This is a genomic window from Microbacterium sp. zg.Y1084, assembly GCF_024623595.1.
Classification (GTDB): Bacteria; Actinomycetota; Actinomycetes; order Actinomycetales; family Microbacteriaceae; genus Microbacterium; species Microbacterium wangruii.
This window is the reverse complement of sequence record NZ_JANJGV010000009.1, coordinates 297,508-318,396: the sequence shown is the minus strand read 5'-3', so window position 1 is coordinate 318,396 and position 20,889 is coordinate 297,508. Positions and strand designations below refer to the sequence as shown.

Below are 20,889 nucleotides of genomic sequence, written 5' to 3'. Positions count from 1 at the left end.
GGTTCCCGAACCCCGGGTGGGCGGGGTTGGGTCGCGTGTCGGTTCCCGAATCCCGGGTGGGCGGGGTTGGGTCGCGTGTCGGTTCCCGAACCCGTGGGTGGGCGGGTTTGGGGCGCGAGTCGGCTCCCGAACCCCGTGGGTGGGCGGTTTGGGGCGCGTGTCGGTTCCCGAACCCCGTGGGTGGGCGGTTTGGGTCGCGTATCGGTTCCCGAGCCCGTGGGTGGGCGGGTTTGGGGCGCGTATCGGTCCCCGAACCGGCGCGAGGGGCACGGCAGACACAGGGCCCCGCGACGACACCGGATGCGACGAAGCGCGAAGCGACTAGAGGCGCACCTCGGCGACGATCTCGCCGAACTCGGTCTCGCCGACGGGGGTGAAGCCCACGCGGCGGAAGAAGGTCTCCGGACCGCCCTCGCCACCCTCGTAGATGACGTCGACGTGGTCCATGCCGCGGTCGCGGGCCTCCGCGAGCAGCTGCTCGACGGCGAAGCGGCCGACGCCGCGCCCCTGGTCGTCGGCATCCACGTTGATGCGCCACAGCACGGAGCGGAAGTGCTCCTGCGGGGCCTCCGGGTCGAAGTTCGCGCTGACGAAGCCGACGACCTCGTCGCCGTCGAGCACGACGCGCTGCCAGGCGGTGGCGGGGTTGACGACGGTCGCGGCGATCGCGTAGCTCTCGGGGGCGAGGAAGCGCTCCTGCCCGGGCTTGAGCGACATGTTGTTCACCGCGACGATCGTGGATGCGGACAGTTCCTCTACACGCAGCTCAGCCATGCCCAACAGGGTAACGGGGTTTCCGGGCACGACGCACGCTCGGCCGGATGCCGTCACCTCGCCGTCACCCGCGCGACACCTGCCGGCCGAGGAAGGCGGCCTGCGCGAACCACTGGTACGCCTGCCCGCCCTCGTGCTCGTTGTGGGTGTAGACCTCGATCGCCTTCTCGCCGCGGTAGTGGTTGAACGCCGCGTAGACGGTCGACGGCGGGCACACCGGGTCGAGGAGGGCGACCGAGAACAGCGACGGCGCCGTCGCCCGACGCGCGAAGGCGACCCCGTCGAAGTACGACAGGGTGCGGAACACCGCCTCGTCCGCGCCGCGGTGCACGGAGAGATAGCGCACGACCTCCTGATAGGGATCGCTGTCGGTGAGCCCCACGGCGCGATCGAAGTGGCACAGGAACGGCACGTCGGGCATGGCCGCGACGAGACCGTCGCACAGCCCCGCCACGGCCAGCGTGATGCCGCCGCCCTGGCTGCCTCCCGTGACGGCGACGCGTGTCGGGTCGACCTCGGGCATCGCCCGGACGGCGTCGACCGCGCGCACCGCGTCGGTGAACACGCGGCGGTAGTAGTACTGCTCCGGGTCGAGGATGCCGCGGGTCATGAACCCGTTCGCAGCGGGTCCCGCCCCGTGCGGATCGGGGGTGTCCCCGCCCGAGCCCCAGGTCGAGCCCTGACCGCGGGTGTCCATGAACAGGTGGGCATAGCCGGCGGTCGCCCAGGTGCTGCGCTCCCCGGGAAGACCCCGTCCCCCGCCGTAGCCGTTGTACTCCACGACTGCCGGAAGCGGGCCCTCCGCGCCGCGGGGCAGGGTCAGCCAGGCGCGCACCGGGTCGCCGTCGAACCCCGGGAAGGTGACGTCGAAGACCTCGAGCACCGTGAACGGGGTGGCGACGCGCTCGCGCGTCACCTCGCCGCCGCGGGCGCGCGACTCCTGCAGCGTGCGCTCCCAGAACCCGTCGAAATCGTGCGGTTCGCGCACATCGGGTCGGTAGACGGCGAGCTCGGCGGGAGAGAGGTCGAAGCGGGGCACGAACGCCACCCTAGAGGTGGCGCGCGCCTCAGTAGTGGATCGACACCTCGACGCCGGGAGCCGCCCAGTCGTACAGCTGCGCGGCACGCCACTCGGGCATCCCGACACAGCCGTGGCTGCTCGGGGTTCCCCAGTTGCTGTGCCAGTACACGCCGTGGAACGCCTGGCCGCCGTTGAAGTACATCATCCACTTCACGTCGGGCTGCACGTAGGGGCCGAGGTCCTCGCCGTTCGGTCCGCGGTACGTGCCGTAGAGCGTCTGCATGGGGTACATGCTCTGGATCGTGTATTCACCGGGATAGGTGGGAGCGCCCTGCTTTCCCGTGGAGACCGACCAGCCGTCGACGGCCTTGCCGTTCTCCCAGAGGGTCACCCACTGGCTGCTGAGGTTGACGTCGATCGACCGGGCCAGCGCGGTGGTCTTGAACTCCGTCTCGACGACGGGAAGGGCGTAGACGGCGTTGCCGTCGGCCAGCTGCTCGGCGAAGCCCGCGGCGATGCCGTCGGTGGATTCCAGGGCGCGGCCGGTCTGGCCCGCCTGGATGTCCCAGAGGTTCTCGCCGGCGCTGTTGGTGATGACGGTGGCGTCCACCGGGTCGCGGTCGACGATCCCCGGGAGCGTGTCGACGACCGGCTGGATCGCGTCGGCGTCGGCGGTGAACACGACGCCGCCGTCGTCGTCGGTGGAGACGGTGATCCAGGATGCCAGCACGGAGGGGTCGATCGGGACGGCGCGCTCCTCACCGATGTAGAACCCGGCGGAGGAGAGCATGGCGTTGAGCACGTCGGCGCCGGCCTGGGCCTCTTCGGTGGTCGTGTGAGCGGCCAGCGGAGCCATCGAGGGGTCCTCGATGACCACCGAGGATGCCCCGCCGTCGAAGGCCTGCTGCAGCGCGCTCTGCACCGACGCGGGGTCGACGCCCTCGCCGTCGATGGCGGGGGTGACGACGTACGTCTGAGAGGCCGCATCGAACGCCAATTCGGCGTCGGTGGGCGCGACGTACAGGCCCGGCGCGGCGTCGCGCACCGCGGTGGCGGCCTGCTCCGCGTCGATCGCCACGGGCGCGGCGATCGGATCGCCGAACCACTGGGTCACGTTCCACAGGGGACGCTCCTCGAACGCGGCACTCGCGAGCGCCTGCGCGTCGATGGTGGCGCCCAGGTCGGCGGCCGACACGGCTGTGCCGTCGACGATGAGTTCGGTCCCGTTGAGCCGCTCCGAGACCGCCTCGGCGGCAGCCCCGGGAGTGAGCCAGCCGACGGAGACGCCGGCGACGCTGGTGCCGGGGGCGACGAGCACGAGGGAGGCAGCGGCCGCACCCAGCGCGACCACGGCGGCGGGAATGCCGATCCACAGACCGAGGTGCCGCTTCTTGGGCGCCGGTTCCACGGGGGCCCAGCGCACGTCGGAGTCGGTACCCGTCGGATCGAGGACGACGGTCGTCGCGTCATCGCCGCCAACGGCGTCCGAACTGCCTGTCTCAGGTCTGGTGACCACGTCCGTCACAATCCACCCCCCGGTTTGTGTGAGTCGATACGTCCTCTCCATGGTAATAGACGGGTGACACACCGGGGGCAACGGATCGGTCACGGAAAGACGCACCGGCGTGCGCGCGACCTGCGGCGGCGCGCGCCGAGGTGCGGTTGGATGGAGATGTCGTCCGCGCCGATCGGCGCCGTCGCCACCACCGAGGAGGAAGCAACCCATGGCTGAGATCGTGATCGTCCCGTCGAAGGCGGATGCCGGAGCACTCGTCGCAGCGGAGATTCTGGGTCTGGTCGAGCGCAAGCCGGACGCCGTGCTGGGACTGGCCACCGGTTCCACCCCGCTTCCGGTCTACGAGGCGCTGCGCGCCCGTCACGGCGAGGTGGACTTCTCCCGGGTGCGCGGGTTCGCACTGGACGAGTACGTGGGCATCGACCCCGCCCACCCCGAGAGCTACCGCAACGTCATCACGCGTGAGGTCGTCGAGCCGCTCGGACTGGATCCTGCGCGGGTGCGGGTGCCGAACGGGTCGCTCGAGGGCATCGAGCACGCCGGCGAGGATTACGAGCGCGCGATCGCCGAGGCCGGCGGTGTCGACCTGCAGATCCTCGGCATCGGCACCGACGGGCACATCGGCTTCAACGAGCCGGGATCGTCCTTCGCCTCCCGCACGAGGGTGAAGACGCTCACCGCGCAGACGCGCGACGACAACGCGCGCTTCTTCACCTCGGTCGACGAGGTGCCGATGCACTGCATCACGCAGGGCCTGGGCACCATCCTCTCGGCCCGGCACCTGGTGCTGCTGGCCTTCGGCGAGGGCAAGGCCGCTGCGGTGGCCGGCGCGGTCGAGGGGCCGGTGACCGCGTCGCTCCCGGGCTCCGCGATCCAGCTGCACCCGCACGCGACGGTCGTGGTCGACGAAGCCGCGGCGTCCCAGCTGCAGCGTTCCGACTACTACCGCTACACCTGGGAGAACAAGCCGGCCTGGCAGGGTCTCTGAGCACGGCGCGGGCCGGCGGCGCTCAGGGGGAGAAGACCTTGCCGGGATTGAGGATCCCGAGAGGGTCGAACACGCGGGCGATGTCCCGCTGCAGCTGCCACTGATCGTCGCCGAGCTCGTCGGCCAGCCACCGCCGCTTGAGCACGCCGATGCCGTGCTCGCCGGTCAGCGTGCCGCCGAGGCGCAGCGCTGACCGGAACAGGTCGTCCGCCGCATCCCAGACCGCCGGCGGCACCTCGGCGCCCTCGAACACGAAGTTCGGGTGCAGGTTGCCGTCGCCGGCGTGCGCCACCGTCGGGATCACCATGCCGTGGTCGCGCTCGACGCGGGCGATCTCGTCGAACATCGCAGGCAGGGCGCTGCGGGGCACCGAGACGTCCTCGATGAGGGTCGTGCCGAGGGTCTCCATGGCCGGGTGCATCGCACGGCGCACCGCCAGCAGGCGCTCGCCCTCGGCCTCGTCCTCGGCGAGCACCACCGTTCCTCCCGCGGCGCTCAGCACGGCGGCGATGTCGCGGGCCTCGGCGTCGGCGGCGGGACCGTCGGTCTGGATCGTGAGCTGGGCCGCACCCGGGGTGGGAGGCGTCAGCTGCAGCAGTCGGTGGACCGCCTCGAGGCTGACGGCATCCATCAGCTCCATGATCGCCGGTTGCAGGCCCGCGGCGGTGACCGCGGCCGAACCGACGGCGGCCGCGCGCACGTCGGAGAACGTGGCGGCGAGGGCGCGCGTGCCGCCGGGGACGAGGCGGTGCAGCTTGAGCGTGGCACCCACGATGACGCCGAGGGTTCCTTCCGAGCCGATCATGAGCGCGGTGAGGTCGAGGCCGGTGACGCCCTTGACGCTGCGGTGGCCGAGGCGCAGCAGCCGGCCGTCGGCGAGCACCACATCCAGGCCGAGCACGGCATCGCGCACGACGCCGTACTTGGCGCACAGCAGACCGCCGGCGCCGGTGGCGATGTTCCCGCCGACGGTGGAGATATCGCGGCTGGCGGGGTCGGGGGCCCACCACAGCCCCTGCGGGGCGAGCGCGGCGTTCAGCTCGGCGTTGATGATGCCGGGCTCCACCACCGCGAGCAGGTCGTCGGGACGCACCTCGAGGATGCGGTCCATGCCCCGCACCGACAGCGCGATCTCACCGTCACCCGCGTTGGCGCCGCCGGCCAGTCCCGTGCCGGCGCCGCGGGTCACCACGGGGGTGCCGGTGGCGGTGGCGATGCGCAGCGTGTGCTGCACGTCCGCGACGGATGCCGCGTGCACGACGGCCAGCGGTGCGCCGGAGGACGCGTGGCCGGACTTGTCGGCGCGTGCCGCCTGCCGCGCCGCGGGGGAGGTGTCGACCCCGGCGCCGAGCGCTTCGCGCAGCAGCGCGACCACGTCGGTCGCCGGCTGCGCGGCGGTGCTCATGCCAGGCGACGCCGGCCGGAGATGACGCCGACGGTGACGGCGACGACGGCGAAGCCGAGGCCGACCCACACGTTGCCGAGCGCCCACCAGGCGATCGTCGCGGCCGCGTAGACCAGCAGCTCCACGAGGGCCCGCACGAACGGGTGCACCGCGAGCACGGCGCGAGGGGAGACGAACAGCGCCCACAGCAGGATCGCCACGACGGGGGCGCCGATGCCGACGACGAGATTCCAGGGGACGTCCCACGCGATGAAGCCCCAGAAGGCCAGAGTGCCGAACGCGAAGAGGCCGGCGACGACCGACAGCACGTCGATCACGTCGAGGGCGCGCCGCGTGCCGGGCTGCGGCTCGGCGGACGTCGGCTGCGGCTCGGCGGGTTTCGCGGGGCGCACGGAGGGCAGATCGGACATGCCCTCAGTCTACGTGCGACGCGGCCTGGGGCCCGCGGGACGGCTACGCGGGAACGCCGTCGACCCACACCGCACGGACGCCGAGTGCGGCGTCCAGCAGCACCGCATCGGCTGTGGCGCCCACGGCCAGCGATCCCGCCTGTGCGCCGATGGCTCGGGCGGGCACGGCGGTGAGCGCGTCGACCGCGTCGGGCATCGAGACGCCGCACTGCCCGGTGACGATCCGCAGCGCCGCGTCCTGCGTCAGCGTCGACCCGGCGATCGATCCGCCGTCGTCCAGGCGCGCCACCCCGTCGGTCACCGTCACCGCGAGCCCGCCGAGCGTGTAGGCGCCGTCGGCCGACCCGGCGGCCCCCATCGCATCGGTGATGAGGGCGACACGGCCGGGAGCGCCGGCGAACACCACCCGCATCACGTCGGGATGCACGTGGGTCCCGTCCGCGATGAGCTCGAGCGTGACCCGCTCGTCCTGCATCGCCGCGACGACGGGCCCCGGATCCCGGTGGTGGATGCCGCGCATGCCGTTGAAGGCATGCGTGAGGATCGTCGCACCCGCGTCGAACGCGCGCCGGGTGGCGTCGGCGTCGGCGTCGGTGTGCCCCACCGCCACGGCGACGCCGGCGGCGGTGAACCGGCGGATCGCGTCGTCCGCTCCGGGAAGCTCGGGGGCGAGCGTCACCTGCCGGATGGTGCCGTCGCCGGCAGCGAGCAGGCGATCGACGGCGGCCGCGTCCGGTGCCCGCAGCAGCGCGGGGGTGTGCGCGCCCTTGTGGCCGAGGTCCAGGAAGGGGCCCTCGAGGTGCGAGCCGAGGATCGTGGCATCCTCTCGGGCCAGACGTGCGACCGTCGCGACGCGTGCGGCGAGGTCGTCGATGGATGCCGTCACGAGAGACAGCACCGCCCGGGTGGTCCCGCGGGAGCGGTGCATCGCGCGCGCCTCGGCGATGGCGTCGGCCCCGTCGTCGAACGCGTGGCCCGCCCCGCCGTGCGCGTGGATGTCGACGAACCCGGGGGTGAGCCATGCGCCGTCCCCGTCGTGCACATCGACGGGGGAGTGGTCTCGCCAGGTGTCGCCCTGCCCGACGGCGGCGACCCGCCCGTCGCGGAACGCGATCCAGGCGTCGTCGGTGATCTCCCCGGCATCGATGAGCCGGACGTGATGGATGACGCGGTCCGCGCGGAGTGCGCCCTGGGTCTTCACGGTGCACCAGCGTAGCAACGCGTGATCCGCCTGTCCGCGCGGTGTCGCCCGGCACGCGGCGGGGGTGGCCCACGCGGCATCCGCTATGCTCTGGGTGTCGCGACTGGCGTTGAGGTGGGTGACCACCGGGGAGCGACCGACAGGGCATTCGACCGCACGCCTGGGCCGGGTCTCGATACGCCCGTGCGCGGGCTTCTCGACCATCACGTACCGCTGCCGTCTGGAGATCGCCATGACCGATTCCGTGTTCAACGCCCCCCTCGCCGAGGTCGATCCCGAGATCGCACAGGTGCTCGAGCGCGAGCTCGACCGCCAGCGCGGCTACCTCGAGATGATCGCCTCCGAGAACTTCGTGCCGGTGTCGGTGCTGCAGTCGCAGGGCTCGGTGCTGACCAACAAGTACGCCGAGGGCTACCCGGGTCGCCGCTACTACGGCGGCTGCGAAGAGGTCGACGTCGCCGAGGAGCTCGCCATCGAGCGGGCGAAGTCGCTGTTCGGCGCGCAGTTCGCCAACGTGCAGCCGCACTCGGGCGCGTCGGCCAACGCGGCGGTGCTGCACGCCATCGCCCGCCCCGGCGACACGCTGCTGGGTCTCTCGCTCGACCACGGCGGTCACCTGACGCACGGCATGAAGATCAACTTCTCGGGCCGGCTCTACAACATCGTCGCGTACGGCGTGGATGCCGAGACGTCGCTGGTCGACATGGACGAGGTGCGCCGCCTCGCCCTCGAGCACAAGCCGAAGGTCATCATCGCGGGCTGGTCGGCCTACCCCCGTCAGCTGGACTTCGCCGCCTTCCGCGCCATCGCCGACGAGGTGGGCGCGCTTCTCTGGGTCGACATGGCACACTTCGCCGGGCTCGTCGCCGCCGGGCTGCACCCGAACCCCGTGCCGCACGCGCACGTCGTGTCGTCGACCGTGCACAAGACCATCGGCGGGCCGCGCTCCGGCTTCATCCTCAGCAACGACGCCGACATCGCCAAGAAGATCAACACCGCCGTCTTCCCGGGTCAGCAGGGCGGGCCGCTCATGCACGTCATCGCCGCCAAGGCGACGGCGTTCAAGCTCGCCGCGACCCCCGAGTTCGTCGAGCGGCAGGAGCGCGTGCTGCGGGGAGCTGCGATCCTCGCCGACCGCCTCACGCAGCAGGACGTCAAGGATGCCGGCATCGCGGTGCGCTCCGGCGGCACCGACGTGCACCTGGTGCTGGTGGACCTGCGCGACGCGGCGATCGACGGCAAGCAGGCCGAGGATCTGCTGCACGAGATCCACATCACGGTGAACCGCAACGCCGTCCCCAACGACCCGCGGCCGCCGATGGTGACCTCGGGCCTGCGCATCGGGACGCCTGCGCTCGCGACCCGCGGGTTCGGTGACGCCGAGTTCACCGAGGTCGCCGACGTCATCGCCCTGGCCCTGCAGCCGGGCGCCGACCTCGAGGCGCTGCGTGTGCGCGTCGCCGCGCTCACCGCGGCGTTCCCGCTGTACCCCGGTCTGCAGCAGTGACCGCGGTCCGGCTCGACGGCGTCGCGACCGCGGCGGCGATCAAGGACGAGCTGCGCGCCCGGGTGGCGGCGCTGGCGGAGAAGGGCATCGTCCCCGGCATCGCGACCGTGCTGGTGGGGGCCGACCCGGCATCCCAGCTGTACGTCGGCATGAAGCACAAGCAGTCCGAGGCGATCGGGATGAACTCGATCCAGCGCGAGCTGCCCGCCGACGCGACGCAGCAGCAGGTCGAACAGCTGATCGACGAGCTCAACGCCGATCCCTCCTGTCACGGGTACATCGTGCAGCTGCCGCTGCCGAAGCACCTCGACACCGACGCGATCCTGGAGCGGATCGACCCGGCGAAGGATGCCGACGGTCTGCACCCGACCAACCTCGGCCGGCTCGTGCTCAACGTGAACACGCCCATCGCCTCGCCGCTGCCGTGCACGCCGCGCGGCGTCATCGAGCTGCTGACCCGCAACGGCTACGACCTGCGCGGCAAGAATGTGGTCGTGGTCGGCCGTGGGGTCACCATCGGTCGCTCGATCGGTCTGCTGCTGACCCGGCGCGACATCAACGCGACGGTGACCCTCACCCACACCGGAACGGTCGACCTGGAGCGGCACCTGCGCGGCGCCGACGTCATCGTCGCGGCTGCGGGAGTGAAGCATCTGGTGCGCCCCGAGCACGTCGCGCCGGGCGCGGCGGTGCTCGATGTGGGCGTGACGCGGGAGACCGACCCCGAGACCGGCAAGAACCGGGTCTACGGCGACGTGCACCCCGACGTCGTCGATGTGGCCGGATACCTCTCGCCCAACCCCGGCGGGGTGGGCCCGATGACCGTGGCGCTGCTGATGACCAACGTCGTGGAAGCCGCCGAGCGCAGCGTCTCGTCGTAGCCCGCGGTCGGCACCCCTGACCGGTGAGACCGCAACTGGCGGCTGAGACCGTGGGAATCACCCGCTGTCTCGGCCGCCAGATGCCGTTTCAGCGACGGGAGCGGGGTCAGCCCTTGCCGAGCTCGTCGAGCATGCGGCGCTGCTCCTCGGTGAGGCCGTCGTCGGCTGCGGGGCGCGGCGGCGGGGGCGTGGTGCTGGGGCGGGGGACGTCGGTGGGGGCGGATGCCGGGGTGGGGGTGGATGCCGGGGTGCCGCGGCGACCGCCCAGCGCGCGGTCGTACAGCGCTGCGGCGCGGGCCTCGAGGCGGTCGTCGACGATGTCGTAGACGATCCAGGCGAGCAGCAGCACCAGCGGCGGCAGGAGCCAGCCCACGATGCGCGTCACCGCCACGGCGGAGAACACCACGACGAGCACCCAGATCACCAGCTCGACGACGAACACGAGCGCGGCCTGCACGACCTTCTCGCCGAGGCGATTGCGGCGACTGGCCGACCGGGCGGCGATCCCCCGGAACAGCTTCGCGATCGCGGGCTTCAGCCAGATCGTGCCCGCCGTCAGCAGGACGCCCGCCCACAGCGCTGCCCACCCCACCCGCACAGTGGGCAGCAGCGCGCCGAGCAGCAGCAGCACCACGACGTTGAACACGTACAGCGAGACGAATCTCACGACCCAGGTCTTCATACCGCCACTGTGCCACGCCGGTCGCGTGCGCGGCATCCCATCGCCCGCGCACCCGTGAGACGACAGCTGGCGACCGAGTCAGGGGGTTGTCCCCCTGCCTCGGCCGCCAGATGTGGTGTCAGCGACCCGTGATGATGCGGGTCAGCGCACCGTGACCGTCGTCTGCTCGGCCGGCGTCGCCCGCAGCTGCGGACTCGTCAGCGTCGCCCAGATGTCCCACGAGCCGCGCAGCACTCCGGTCGCGCTGTAGTCGAACGACACCGTGCCGCCGGCGGTGGGGGGCGACGTCGTCACCGCGTACACCGAGTCGGCCGTGGGTGCGTCGGCGATCACGCCGCTGGTGCCATTGCGGTTCTCCGCTCCCGTGACCGCGGTGGTCGCGGCATCCGAGACCGGCGCGTCGCCGTAAGCGAACCACTGGCCCTCGGTGGCGCCGAGCGTCAGCCACAGCTGGAACGTGTTGGTCGCGTTGCCGCTGTAGGTCGGCACGTCCTCCCACTCGACCACGAGGTAGCTGTTCACCCCGTCGCTGAGCGAGCCCACGCGAACCGCGCCCCCCTCCTCCGGGTTCAGGTCGGTCCAGTACGGCGCCAGCACGTTGTTGGGCACCGTCGGGTCGGGGATTCCGGTGGACTGGTACGACACATCCGCCGAGGTACCGCCGCCGACGACGACATACCCGTTCGAGACGATGCCGATGCGGCTGTACACCTCGCCGCCGTAGGAGAACGACGGCACCGTGTAGTTCACGATCGCCTCGTCGCCGAGAGTCGCCACCGGGGCGATTCCCATGCTCGCCAGCGACAGGTAGCCGCCCGCGGGGTGGGTCCCGTCATCCGGGCCGACCGCGTCGATGCTCGGCGCGAGCGCCGGGCTGAGCGTGCCGCTCCACTTCGCGCCGAGGAACTGGCGCTTGGCGGGTGCGGTGACGTTGCGCACGTTCAGGAACGGGTGCGCGGCGACGTTGATGGTCGCAGGCACCTCCACCGGCAGGAAGTTCGTCGCAGACACCGTGCAGGTGGTGCTCGAACCGCGGCGGATGCTCTCGGGCTCGCAGGACTGGGCCAGCGACACCTCCGCCTCGCGCACGTTCGCCGCGAGCGGGATGACCACGTCGGAGCCGCCGCGGGTGGGCGTCAGGGTGATCTCACCCTGCTGCCATCCCTCGTCCGACTCCAGCCCGTCGATGATCACCGACAGCGTCTTGGACTTTCCCGGAGCGATGGTGAACCGCGACGGGAACACCGTCACCCGCAGGCCGCCCGTCGCCTCGTCGCTGACCCGGAAGGTCTGCGACTTGCCGCTGACGTTGGTGACGGTGCGCTTGGTCTCGATCGCGCCCGGCATCGGGTCGACGTAGATGCTCGGGATGTTGAGGTCGACGCGACCCAGCGGGTCCGCGGCGCTCGCCACGAAGCGGTCGGCCGATTCCGAGATGGTGAGCAGGGGGGCCACCGCGCGGTCGGCGCGGATGCTGCCTGCACCGCGGTCGAACACGCCGGCCGGCGATCCGTCCGCGTTGACGACATCCTGCAGGGAGGAGGTCATGAGCGCCGACTTGACCTGACCGGGGGTGAAGTCCGGCCGCGCCGCGATCACGAGGGCTGCAACGCCCGCGGCGTGAGGCGACGACATCGAGGTGCCCGCGATGGCCTGGTAGTACTGGCCGGCAGGTCCGGAGTCGGGGCCGCTGGGCTCGGGCGTGTGACCGGCGAGCACCTGGATGCCGGGACCGGTGACGTCGGGCTTGAGGAACTCCCCGATCGGGCCGCGCGAGCTGAAGCTGGCCATCACGTCGCCGGGAGCACGGCTCGCCATTCCGGGGCCCCACGAGGCGGTGACGCCCGGGCGGGTCAGGAAGGCGAGGACCTCGTCGTTCGGTCCCTCCAGGTGGATCGTGGGGAGGAAGTGGTTGTCGGTGTTGGTCTCCTGCGTCGTCGGGTTGTAGAGGATCATGCCTGCCGCGTCGCCGAGGAAGGCGTTGTAGCCCTTCGCGACACGGCCGTTGCCGCCGCGCTCGCACACCACGACGGTGCCGGTGAGGCTGCCGTCGGCGAAGGGCTGCTCGCAGCGGACGCCACCGGTGTAGCCCGGCACGGCGTCGGCGCGGACCACGGGGGCGTCGGTGACACCCTGCGTGACGGTCGCGCCGGACTTGGTCAGTGTGCCGCCGTCGGTCGAGGACAGTTCGAGGGTGGTCGTGAACGCCCGGTCGAGGGTGGACGCGGCGACGGTCGTCAGCCACGGGCCGGCGTGGTTGGCCGTGGAGGCGCCGGGGCCGGAGTTGCCGGCGGAGGCGTGCACGGCGATGCCGGCGGCGTAGGCGTCGAGGAACGCCAGGCCCACCGCGTCGGTGTAGACGCTCGCGGAGCCGCTGATCGAGTAGTTGATCACGTCGACGCCGTCGAGGATCGTCTGCTCGACGGCCTCGACGAGGTCGGCGGTGTATCCGCCGGCCGGGCCGAGGGCGCGGTAGGCGATGATCGAGGCGCCCGGGGCGATGCCGCTGATGGGGCCGTGGTCGACGCCGAGCACGACCGAGCTGTCCACGGCGCTGCCCGCAGCGGTGGTGGCCGTGTGGGTGCCGTGTCCGTCGGAGTCGCGGGCCGAGCAGACGTCCGCGCCGCAGAAGTCCACTGCGCCGGCCCGCTCCGGTGCCACGCGCTGATACGTGTCGAGGAACGCGTAGGCGCCGATGAGCTTGTCGTTGCAGGAGAAGTCGTCGCCTGCGCCCTCTGCTCCGCCGCCGAACTCGCACGCCCAGGGGCCGCCTTCGGGGGCCGGGATGCCGTTGTCGACGAGCATCGGGTGCTCCGGCCAGATGCCGGTGTCGATCACGCCGACGATGACGCCCACGCCGGCCTTGTCGCGGCCGCCGAGGCTCGGCCAGACGGCGTCGGCGCCGACGAAGGTGGAGCCGTCGTTGTCGATGCCGTTGGTGTCGTAGGTGACCGGTCCCTGGGGCTCCTCGGGTGCGGGGGTCTCTTCCGGCGCCGCGGTCTCCTCCGGTGCGGGGGTCTCTTCCGGCGCCGCGGTCTCCTCGGGTGCAGGAGTCTCCTCCGGCGCCGTGGTCTGCTCAGGCGCGGGGGTCTCCTCCGGGGTGGCGGTCTCCTCCGGGGCGGGGGTCTCCTCCGGGGCGGCGGCGGTGCGCGTGTGCAGGGCGTTCTCCTGCACGGCGGCGACGCCCTCGATGCCGGCGACGTCCTTCGCCCGGTTGGCGGGAAGGATGATCGACAGGCCGCCGTACGCCATCACGTAGCGGGACACGAGTTCTGCGCCGGGGACGGATGCCTGGATCTCGGCGAACGCGGCATCCAGCCGCTCCTGCACGTAGGCGGTGTACGCGGTGACGTCGCTGTCACCGAGGTCGCGTCCGGTGACCGCGGGGCTCGTCGCCGCGAAGCCCTCGATGCCGCCGGCATACGCGGCCACGGGGTCGACGTCGACCTTCACCATGACCGTCGTGCGGGCCGCGTCCGTCCGCGCGAGCACATCGGGGTCGCTCTCTGCGAGCTTGCCGGTGGCGGAGCGGCTCGTCACATCCGCCGGGCCCTCGGGCGAGACCGGGCTGCCGGTGAAACCGTCTGCGCCGGTGGCGGCGCGGGCCGGGGGAGCGAGCATGACCAGGAGGAGTGCTGTCACCCCCAGCGCGGCGAAGAGTTGCAGCAAACGCGGGAACGACAGCGATCGAGTCATCCGGGAGGCCTCCGTCAGCGAACCTGAGTGTTCGGTATGGAGAACCTACGTTCCACCTGAACAGACACGCGCAGGTCGGCTGGAGACTCTCATCGAACTCTCATAATCAGCCGTGGCGGAGTCAGTACGAGGCGGTCGGCCCGTCATCGCGCACGGCGCACCACCGCTCCGCCAGCGCCTCGGATCCCCTCGCCAGCAGCGCCACATCGGCCCCGACGAGGACGAACGACGCCCCGTCGCGGAGGTAGGCCTCGGCGGCGGCGGGGTCGAACGCATTGACCCCGACCGGCTTTCCCGCCGCGCGGACGGCGGTGAAAGCCCGCTCCACGGCGGCGAGGACGTCGGGATGCGACTGCTGACCGAGCACGCCGAGGGAGGCGGCGAGGTCGGAGGGGCCGACGAAGATCCCGTCCACGCCGTCGACGGCGGCGATCTCGGCCGCGGCGTCGACGCCGGCGGCCGTCTCGATCTGGACGAACACCGACACATGGTCGGACGCGTGGGCGAGGTAGCCGTCGACGCGGTTCCACCGGGCCGAGCGGGCCAGGGCCGAGCCGACTCCGCGGATCCCCCGCGGCGGGTAGTGCGCCGCAGCGACGACGGACCGCGCCTCGTCGGCCGACGAGACCATCGGCACGAGGATGTTCTGCGCCCCGAGGTCGAGCACCTGCTTGATCGTCACCGGATCGGCTGCCGGGACGCGCACGACCGGCGTGATCGGGTAGGCGGCGACGGCCTGCAGCTGGGCCAGCACCGAGGCGAGTCCGTTGGGGGAGTGCTCCATGTCGATGAGCACCCAGTCCATCCCGGACCCGGCGCAGATCTCGGCGACCAGCGGTGAGCCCGTGCACACCCAGATGCCGGCGAGCGGGCGGGACGCCCCGGCCAGGTCATGGCGGAAGGTCGGTGTCAGATGAAGCGGCATTCGATGACTCCCATCGGACCGTAGTCGCAGCGGACCATGTCCCCTCGGCTCACCCACATCGGCCGGGTGAACGATCCCGCCAGGATGATCTCGCCCGCCTCGAGGCAGGCGCCGTGGGCGTGGAACTTGTTCGCCAGCCACGCGACGCCGGTGGCGGGGTGGCCGAGCACCCCCGCGGCGACGCCGGTCTCCTCGATCTCGCCGTTGCGGGAGAGCACCCCGGGAACCCAGCGCAGGTCGATCTCGTCGGGCCGCTTGTGCACGTCGCCGAGCACCATCGCACCATAGGCGGCGTTGTCCGCGATCGTGTCGACGATCGTGCGGCCGTCGAGTTCGATGTGCGAGTTGAGCACCTCCAGCGCCGGCACGGCGTAGTCGATCGCAGCCAGGGCATCCTCGAGCGTGCAGTCGGGGCCCGACAGCGCGTGCTTGAGCACGAACGCCAGCTCCACCTCGATGCGCACGTTCGAGAAGTGATCGACGGGGATCTCCGCCCCGCTGGGGTAGACGGTGTCGTCGAACATCACCCCGTAATCCGGCTCGGTGATGCCGGTGGCCTGCTGCATCGCCTTCGAGGTCAGTCCGATCTTGCGGCCCACCAGGCGGCGCCCGGCGGCGAGGTTCTTGTCGCGCCACACGCCCTGGATCGCGTAGGAGTCCTCGACCGTCGCCTGCGGGTAGCGGGCCGTGATGCGGGGGATAACGCCGTGCACGCGGTCAGCCTCGGCGAGCTCGTCCGCGATCGCGGCGATCGTGTCGGCATCCAGCATCGGTGTCTCCTTCGGTGTGGTCAGCGTACGGGTTCTGGGCGGCGTTTCGTCTCGCTGGGGTGGTCGTTGAGCGAGGGAGCGCAGTGAGCGAGACGAAACGCCGCGGGTGTGGGGCGTTTCGTCTCGCTGCGCTCGCTCAACGACCCGGCGGGTGCGGTGGGTGTGGGGCGTTTCGTCTCGCTGCGCTCGCTCAACGACCGAGGGCGACCGGGGGTCAGAGCTGGTGGCCCAGCTTGTACTCGCCCTGCTTGTACTCCGGCAGCGTGTCCTCGCCGGGGCGCGTGTACGAGAACCCGTCGGCGCCGATGGTCACCGCCATCTCGCTGCTGTCGGTGCGCGCGACGACCGGCTGCGGGTTGCCGTCGAGATCGAGCACGAGCGACGCCTCGGTGTACCACGACGGCACGACCGGGTTGCCCCACCAGTCGCGGCGCTGGTTGTCGTGGACGTCCCAGGTGATCACCGGGTTGTCGGGGTCGCCGGTGTAGTAGTCCTGCGTGTAGATCTCCACGCGGTGCCCGTCGGGGTCGCGCAGGTACAGGTAGAAGGCGTTCGAGACGCCGTGGCGGCCCGGTCCGCGCTCGATCGCGTCGGAGCGGCGCAGGGCGCCGAGCTTGTCGCAGATCGCCAGGATGTTGTGCTTCTCGTGCGTGGCGAAGGCGACGTGGTGCATGCGCGGGCCGTCGCCGCCGGTCATGGCGGTGTCGTGCACGGTGGGCTTGCGGCGCATCCACGCGGCGTACACGGTGCCCTCGTCGTCCTGGATGTCCTCGGTCACGCGGAAGCCGAGGTCCTGCATGAACTTCACCGCGCGGGGGACGTCGGGGGTCACCTGGTTGAAGTGGTCCAGGCGCACCAGCTCGCCGGGGGTGTGCAGGTCGTAGCGCCAGGCGAGGCGCTCGACGTGCTCGGTCTGGAAGAAGAACTCGTATGGGAAGCCCAGCGGGTCCTGCACGCGCACCGCGTCGCCGATGCCCTTCACGAATCCTTCGGGACGCCGCTCCACGCGGCATCCGAGCTCGGTGTAGAACGCGACCGCCTTGTCGAGGTCTTCCGCCGACCGCACGCGGTAGGAGAATGCGGCGACCGCGGCGACGTCGCCTTTGCGCAGCACCAGGTTGTGGTGGATGAACTCCTCCGTCGAGCGGAGGTAGATCGCGGTGTCGTCCTCCTCGGTCACGTAGAGGCCGAGCACGTCGACGTAGAACTCGCGGGATGCCGCGAGGTCGGTCACCACGAGCTCCATGTAGGCGCAGCGCAGGATGTCCGGCGCGGGAACCGAGGGGGTCGGCACCGGGTCGTCGGTCTGGATGGGGGCTTCCTGGGAGACGTAGAAGCCCGAGGAGGTCAGGGTCATGTCGTCGCGGTGGGTCATGTCAGCGTCCTTGCTATCCGGGCGGAGTGGGTCAGTTCTTGCCGAAGGTCGGGTTGTGCACCTTGCCGAGGGTGATGTGCACGGCCTGCTGGTCGGTGTAGAAGTCGATCGAGCGGTAGCCGCCCTCGTGGCCGAGGCCGGAGGCCTTGACGCCCCCGAACGGCGTGCGCAGGTCCCGCACGTTGTTGGAGTTCAGCCACACCATGCCCGCGTCGACCGCCTGCGAGAAGTTGTGGGCCCGCTTGAGGTCGTTGGTCCAGACATACGCGGCCAGGCCGTACTTCGTGTCGTTGGCCAGGCGCAGGGCATCCTCGTCGGTGTCGAACGGCGTGATCGCGACGACCGGTCCGAAGATCTCCTCCTGGAAGATGCGTGCCTCCGGCGACACGTCGGCGAACACCGTGGGGGCGACGAAGTTGCCGAACGCGAAGTCCTCGGGCTGGCCGCCGCCGGCGACGAGGCGTCCCTCGGTCTTGCCGATCTCGATGTAGCCCATGACCTTCTCGAAATGCTCGGGGTGCACGAGGGCGCCGACCTCGGTCGCCGGGTCATGCGGATAGCCGACCTTCACGCGCCGCGCCTGCGCGGCGTAGCGCTCGACGAACTCGTCGTAGATGTCGCGCTGAACGAGGATGCGGCTGCCGGCGGTGCAGCGCTCGCCGTTGAGGGAGAAGACGCCGAAGATCGTGGCATCCACCGCCGCCTCGAGGTCGGCGTCGGCGAAGACGATCGCGGGGGACTTGCCGCCGAGCTCCATCGACAGACCCTTGAGGTAGGGCGCGGCGTTGGCGAAGATCAGCTGGCCCGTGGAGCTCTCGCCGGTGAACGAGATGAGCGGCACGTCGGGGTGCTTCACCAGTGCGTCGCCGGCATCCTCGCCCAGGCCGTTGACGAGGTTGAACACGCCCTGCGGCAGCCCCGCCTCCTCGAAGATCCCGGCCCACAGCGACGCCGACAGCGGTGTGAACTCGGCGGGCTTGAGCACGACGGTGTTGCCGGTGGCCAGCGCCGGGGCGAGCTTCCACGACTCGAGCATGAACGGGGTGTTCCACGGGGTGATGAGCCCGGCCACGCCGATCGGCTTGCGGTTGACGTAGTTGATCTGGCGTCCGGGCACCTTGAACGTGTCATCGGACTGCGCCACGATCAGGTCGGCGAAGAAGCGGAAGTTCTCGGCGGCCCGGCGGGCCTGACCGAGGGCCTGCGTGATCGGCAGGCCCGAGTCGAAGGATTCCAGCTCGGCCAGCCGGGCGTCGCGCGACTCCACGAGGTCGGCGATGCGGTGCAGCACGCGCGAGCGCTCGCGCGGCAGCATCTTCGGCCACGGCCCGTCGGTGAACGCCCGGCGGGCAGCCGCGACGGCCAGGTCGATGTCGGCCTTCTTGCCGGCGGCGGCGGTGACGTAGGTCTCGTTGGACACCGGCTCGAGCACATCGAACGTGTCGCCGTCCACCGAGTCGACGAATGTGCCGTCGATGTAGTGGCGGATGCGCTCGGGCAGGTCGGCGGGGACGTGGCGGCGGTCCAGCGCGGGGGCGTCGGTCATGTCGGTTCCTCCAGGTCGGCGAAAGGTCAGAAGGCCGGGAGACGGAGCGTCTCGTCGGGGTGTTCGTGGATCATGTAGGCGTCGAGGGTGGCCACCCGGTGTCGACGGGCGGCCTGCTCGATGTCGCCGAGGGGGGCCCCGCGCTCGATGAGGCGCAGGATCTCCTCGTGCTCGCGCACCGATTCCTGTGCGCGGCCGGGCACGAAGGTGAAGGTCGAGTCGCGCAGATGTCCGAGCCGTGCCCACTCGGCCTGCACGAGCTCGAGCAGGCGCGGGTTCGCGCAGCGGGCGTAGAGGATCTCGTGGAAGCGCTGGTTGAGCGCGGTGAACGCGCGCGGCTCGAAGTCCGACAGACGCTGCACCATCTGCTCGTTGATCGCCCGGGCGTCCCGGATGTCGGACTCGGTGATGGCGCGGGATGCCAGCGCGGTCGCCGTGCCCTCCAGCACGCTCAGCGCCTGCATGCTGTAGCGATACTGCGAGTCGTCGACCATCGACACGTGGGCACCCACATTGCGCTCGAAGGTCACCAGTCCCTCCGCCTCCAGCTGGCGGATCGCCTCGCGCACCGGCACCACGCTCATGTCGAGCTCGCCGGCGATCGTGCCCAGCACCAGCCGGTAGCCCGGCGTGAACTCCTGGGCGGCGATGCGCTCCTTGATCCACTGGTAGGCGCGCTGCGACTTGCTGACGGCATCCATGTCAGGACCCCGCCCGCTCGGCGTCGTACCGCGCGCGCCACTGCGCGTTCATGGGGAAGAGCCCGTCGACGGGGTTCCCCGCGGCGACCTGCCGGGCGACCCACGCGTCTTCCTCCTCCTGCGCGAGCGCCGCATCGGCGACCTCCTGCGCGAGGGCGGGCGGAAGCACGATCACGCCGTCGGCGTCGCCGACGATGATGTCGCCGGGCAGCACCGTGGTGCCCCCGCACGCGACGGCGACGTCGGTCTCCCACGGGACGTGCTTGCGGCCGAGCACAGCGGGGTGGGCGCCGGCGGAGTAGACCGGGATGCCGACGGCGGCGACCGCCTCGGCGTCGCGGACGCCCCCGTCGGTGACGATCCCGGCGGCGCCGCGGACGCGGGCGCGGATGGCGAGGATGTCGCCGAGCGTGCCGGAGCCCGCTTCGCCGCGGGCCTCGATGACGAGGACCTCGCCTTCGTCGACGGCGTCGAAGGCGCGCTTCTGCGCGTTGTAGCCGCCGCCGTGCGCCGCGAACAGGTCTTCGCGGCCGGGGACGAAGCGCAGCGTCTTGGCGGTGCCGACGAGCTTCTGGTCGGGGTGGGTGGGGCGCACCCCGTCGACCGTCACGTTGTTGAGGCCGCGCTTGCGCAGCTGCTGGGAGAGCGCGGCGACGGGGATGCGCTCGAGCTGGGCGCGCAGCGCCGGGTCCAGACCCGTCGTCGGCAGGCCGGCGGCGTCGCGGGAGCCCCACGCCTCTTCGCGCTGGGTGTCGTCGACGCGGGGGAGCGAGCCCAGCTGCGGATCGAACGGCACGGCGGGGCCGGCGACGACGGTGGTGGTGAGGCGACCGGAGGTGGCGCCGGACTCGGGGGCATCCACTTCGACCTCCACGACATCGCCGGGCTGGACGACCGAGGAGCCCGCCGGCGTGCCGGTGAGGATCACGTCGCCCGGCTCGAGGGTGAAGTGCTGGGAGAGATCGGCGACGAACTGGGCCAGCGGGAAGATGAGGTCCGCCGTCGTGCCGTGCTGTCGCAGCTCGCCGTTGACCCATGCCCGCACCCGCAGTTCGGTGGGCTCGACGGTGCGTGCATCGATCAGGCTGGGGCCGATCGGGGTGAACCCGTCGCCGCCCTTGGAACGCACGTTGGAGCCCTTGTCTGCCGCGCGGAGGTCGTACAGCCCCAGGTCGTCGGCGGCGGTGACCCAGCCGACGTGCTCCCAGGCGCGGGCGAGGGAGACGCGCCGCGCGGCCGTGCCGATCACGAGCGCGATCTCGCCCTCGAAGGCGAGCAGCTCCGTGCCCTCCGGGCGTTCGACGGTTCCGCCGGTGGCGGCGACCGAACTGGATGCCTTGAAGAAGTACGACGGGGCGGCGGGGCGGCGCCCGCGCTGGGCTGCGCGCGATTCGTAGCTCAGGTGCACGGCGATGATCTTGCCGGGGCGGCCGGGAAGGCCGGAGAACCGGGGATCGGTGGTGGTGTCGATGGTCATGAGCTCCCTCGCCC

General features: G+C 71.5%; 17 protein-coding genes and 1 riboswitch. Of the genes, 3 read left to right on the top strand and 14 right to left on the bottom strand.

Annotation, left to right across the window (positions count from 1 at the left end):
• Positions 1–321: 321 nt before the first annotated feature.
• The 3 genes from NQ165_RS11810 to NQ165_RS11800 all read right to left on the bottom strand — a co-directional run bounded on the left by NQ165_RS11810 (position 322) and on the right by NQ165_RS11800 (position 3,311).
• Positions 322–774 carry a GNAT family N-acetyltransferase gene (locus tag NQ165_RS11810; protein WP_257526428.1) on the bottom strand — a complete coding sequence of 151 codons (453 nt, stop codon included), beginning with the start codon at positions 772–774 and terminating at the stop codon, positions 322–324.
• A 64-nt stretch (positions 775–838) separates the two neighbouring features.
• On the bottom strand, positions 839–1,813 hold the full coding sequence (locus NQ165_RS11805; RefSeq protein WP_285181642.1) for an acetylxylan esterase: 975 nt from the start codon (positions 1,811–1,813) through the stop codon (positions 839–841).
• 28 nt (positions 1,814–1,841) lie between these two features.
• Entirely contained in the window at positions 1,842–3,311 is a 1,470-nt protein-coding gene (locus NQ165_RS11800; RefSeq protein WP_257533546.1) for a L,D-transpeptidase family protein, read from the bottom strand.
• A 208-nt stretch (positions 3,312–3,519) separates the two neighbouring features.
• Here NQ165_RS11800 and nagB point away from each other — a divergent pair, with 208 nt between their 5' ends.
• Positions 3,520–4,299, top strand: coding sequence for a glucosamine-6-phosphate deaminase (gene nagB, locus NQ165_RS11795; RefSeq protein ID WP_257526431.1), 780 nt, complete (start codon positions 3,520–3,522; stop codon positions 4,297–4,299).
• A 22-nt stretch (positions 4,300–4,321) separates the two neighbouring features.
• On the opposite strand, the gene NQ165_RS11790 is transcribed toward nagB, so the two are convergent.
• Genes NQ165_RS11790 through nagA form a run of 3 tightly spaced genes read right to left on the bottom strand, consistent with a single transcriptional unit; the run spans position 4,322 to position 7,315 of the window.
• On the bottom strand, positions 4,322–5,704 hold the full coding sequence (locus tag NQ165_RS11790; protein WP_257533544.1) for an FAD-binding oxidoreductase: 1,383 nt from the start codon (positions 5,702–5,704) through the stop codon (positions 4,322–4,324).
• On the bottom strand, positions 5,701–6,114 hold the full coding sequence (locus tag NQ165_RS11785) for a YrdB family protein (RefSeq protein WP_257526433.1): 414 nt from the start codon (positions 6,112–6,114) through the stop codon (positions 5,701–5,703). The genes NQ165_RS11790 and NQ165_RS11785 overlap by 4 nt, the downstream gene beginning before the upstream one ends.
• Positions 6,115–6,157: 43 nt before the next feature.
• Positions 6,158–7,315 (bottom strand): N-acetylglucosamine-6-phosphate deacetylase, encoded by a 1,158-nt coding sequence (gene nagA / locus NQ165_RS11780; RefSeq protein ID WP_257526434.1) that lies wholly within the window; start codon positions 7,313–7,315, stop codon positions 6,158–6,160.
• Positions 7,316–7,404: 89 nt separating this feature from the next.
• Positions 7,405–7,488: riboswitch (ZMP/ZTP riboswitch) on the top strand.
• Positions 7,489–7,547: 59 nt separating this feature from the next.
• Between nagA and glyA the strand changes: the two genes are divergently transcribed.
• Positions 7,548–8,822 carry a serine hydroxymethyltransferase gene (gene glyA, locus NQ165_RS11775; protein WP_257526435.1) on the top strand — a complete coding sequence of 425 codons (1,275 nt, stop codon included), beginning with the start codon at positions 7,548–7,550 and terminating at the stop codon, positions 8,820–8,822.
• Positions 8,819–9,703, top strand: a complete 885-nt coding sequence (locus NQ165_RS11770; protein WP_257526436.1) for a bifunctional methylenetetrahydrofolate dehydrogenase/methenyltetrahydrofolate cyclohydrolase — start codon at positions 8,819–8,821, stop codon at positions 9,701–9,703. The genes glyA and NQ165_RS11770 overlap by 4 nt, the downstream gene beginning before the upstream one ends.
• A gap of 106 nt (positions 9,704–9,809) precedes the next feature.
• Here the strand turns inward: NQ165_RS11770 and NQ165_RS11765 are convergent, their stop codons facing one another.
• The 8 genes from NQ165_RS11765 to NQ165_RS11730 all read right to left on the bottom strand — a co-directional run bounded on the left by NQ165_RS11765 (position 9,810) and on the right by NQ165_RS11730 (position 20,875).
• Positions 9,810–10,385 carry a hypothetical protein gene (locus NQ165_RS11765; protein WP_257526437.1) on the bottom strand — a complete coding sequence of 192 codons (576 nt, stop codon included), beginning with the start codon at positions 10,383–10,385 and terminating at the stop codon, positions 9,810–9,812.
• A gap of 141 nt (positions 10,386–10,526) precedes the next feature.
• A complete protein-coding gene (locus tag NQ165_RS11760) occupies positions 10,527–14,081 on the bottom strand; it encodes a S8 family serine peptidase (RefSeq protein ID WP_257533542.1) in 3,555 nt (1,184 codons plus the stop codon).
• 121 nt (positions 14,082–14,202) lie between these two features.
• Entirely contained in the window at positions 14,203–15,006 is an 804-nt protein-coding gene (locus tag NQ165_RS11755) for an HpcH/HpaI aldolase/citrate lyase family protein (protein ID WP_257533540.1), read from the bottom strand.
• Positions 14,991–15,776 carry a 2-keto-4-pentenoate hydratase gene (locus tag NQ165_RS11750; RefSeq protein WP_257526440.1) on the bottom strand — a complete coding sequence of 262 codons (786 nt, stop codon included), beginning with the start codon at positions 15,774–15,776 and terminating at the stop codon, positions 14,991–14,993. The genes NQ165_RS11755 and NQ165_RS11750 overlap by 16 nt, the downstream gene beginning before the upstream one ends.
• A 214-nt stretch (positions 15,777–15,990) precedes the next feature.
• Positions 15,991–17,151, bottom strand: coding sequence for a 3,4-dihydroxyphenylacetate 2,3-dioxygenase (gene hpaD, locus NQ165_RS11745; protein ID WP_257526441.1), 1,161 nt, complete (start codon positions 17,149–17,151; stop codon positions 15,991–15,993).
• Between the two features lie 31 nt (positions 17,152–17,182).
• A complete protein-coding gene (gene hpaE, locus NQ165_RS11740; RefSeq protein ID WP_257526442.1) occupies positions 17,183–18,697 on the bottom strand; it encodes a 5-carboxymethyl-2-hydroxymuconate semialdehyde dehydrogenase in 1,515 nt (504 codons plus the stop codon).
• Positions 18,698–18,723: 26 nt separating this feature from the next.
• The gene (locus tag NQ165_RS11735; protein WP_257526443.1) at positions 18,724–19,398 is read right to left on the bottom strand and encodes a GntR family transcriptional regulator; all 675 of its coding nucleotides are present in this window, start codon (positions 19,396–19,398) and stop codon (positions 18,724–18,726) included.
• Between the two features lies 1 nt (position 19,399).
• A complete protein-coding gene (locus NQ165_RS11730) occupies positions 19,400–20,875 on the bottom strand; it encodes a fumarylacetoacetate hydrolase family protein (protein WP_257526444.1) in 1,476 nt (491 codons plus the stop codon).
• Between the last annotated feature and the right edge of the window lie 14 nt (positions 20,876–20,889).

What these genes read in the sequence shown, in the direction of transcription:
- NQ165_RS11810 (WP_257526428.1), bottom strand. Translation starts at nt 774, where the DNA reads ATGGCTGAGCTGCGTGTAGAGGAACTGTCCGCATCCACGATCGTCGCG.
- nagB (WP_257526431.1), top strand. Translation starts at nt 3,520, where the DNA reads ATGGCTGAGATCGTGATCGTCCCGTCGAAGGCGGATGCCGGAGCACTC.
- NQ165_RS11790 (WP_257533544.1), bottom strand. Translation starts at nt 5,704, where the DNA reads ATGAGCACCGCCGCGCAGCCGGCGACCGACGTGGTCGCGCTGCTGCGC.
- NQ165_RS11785 (WP_257526433.1), bottom strand. Translation starts at nt 6,114, where the DNA reads ATGTCCGATCTGCCCTCCGTGCGCCCCGCGAAACCCGCCGAGCCGCAG.
- glyA (WP_257526435.1), top strand. Translation starts at nt 7,548, where the DNA reads ATGACCGATTCCGTGTTCAACGCCCCCCTCGCCGAGGTCGATCCCGAG.
- NQ165_RS11765 (WP_257526437.1), bottom strand. Translation starts at nt 10,385, where the DNA reads ATGAAGACCTGGGTCGTGAGATTCGTCTCGCTGTACGTGTTCAACGTC.
- NQ165_RS11760 (WP_257533542.1), bottom strand. Translation starts at nt 14,081, where the DNA reads ATGACTCGATCGCTGTCGTTCCCGCGTTTGCTGCAACTCTTCGCCGCG.
- NQ165_RS11755 (WP_257533540.1), bottom strand. Translation starts at nt 15,006, where the DNA reads ATGCCGCTTCATCTGACACCGACCTTCCGCCATGACCTGGCCGGGGCG.
- NQ165_RS11750 (WP_257526440.1), bottom strand. Translation starts at nt 15,776, where the DNA reads ATGCTGGATGCCGACACGATCGCCGCGATCGCGGACGAGCTCGCCGAG.
- hpaD (WP_257526441.1), bottom strand. Translation starts at nt 17,151, where the DNA reads ATGACCCACCGCGACGACATGACCCTGACCTCCTCGGGCTTCTACGTC.
- hpaE (WP_257526442.1), bottom strand. Translation starts at nt 18,697, where the DNA reads ATGACCGACGCCCCCGCGCTGGACCGCCGCCACGTCCCCGCCGACCTG.
- NQ165_RS11735 (WP_257526443.1), bottom strand. Translation starts at nt 19,398, where the DNA reads ATGGATGCCGTCAGCAAGTCGCAGCGCGCCTACCAGTGGATCAAGGAG.
- NQ165_RS11730 (WP_257526444.1), bottom strand. Translation starts at nt 20,875, where the DNA reads ATGACCATCGACACCACCACCGATCCCCGGTTCTCCGGCCTTCCCGGC.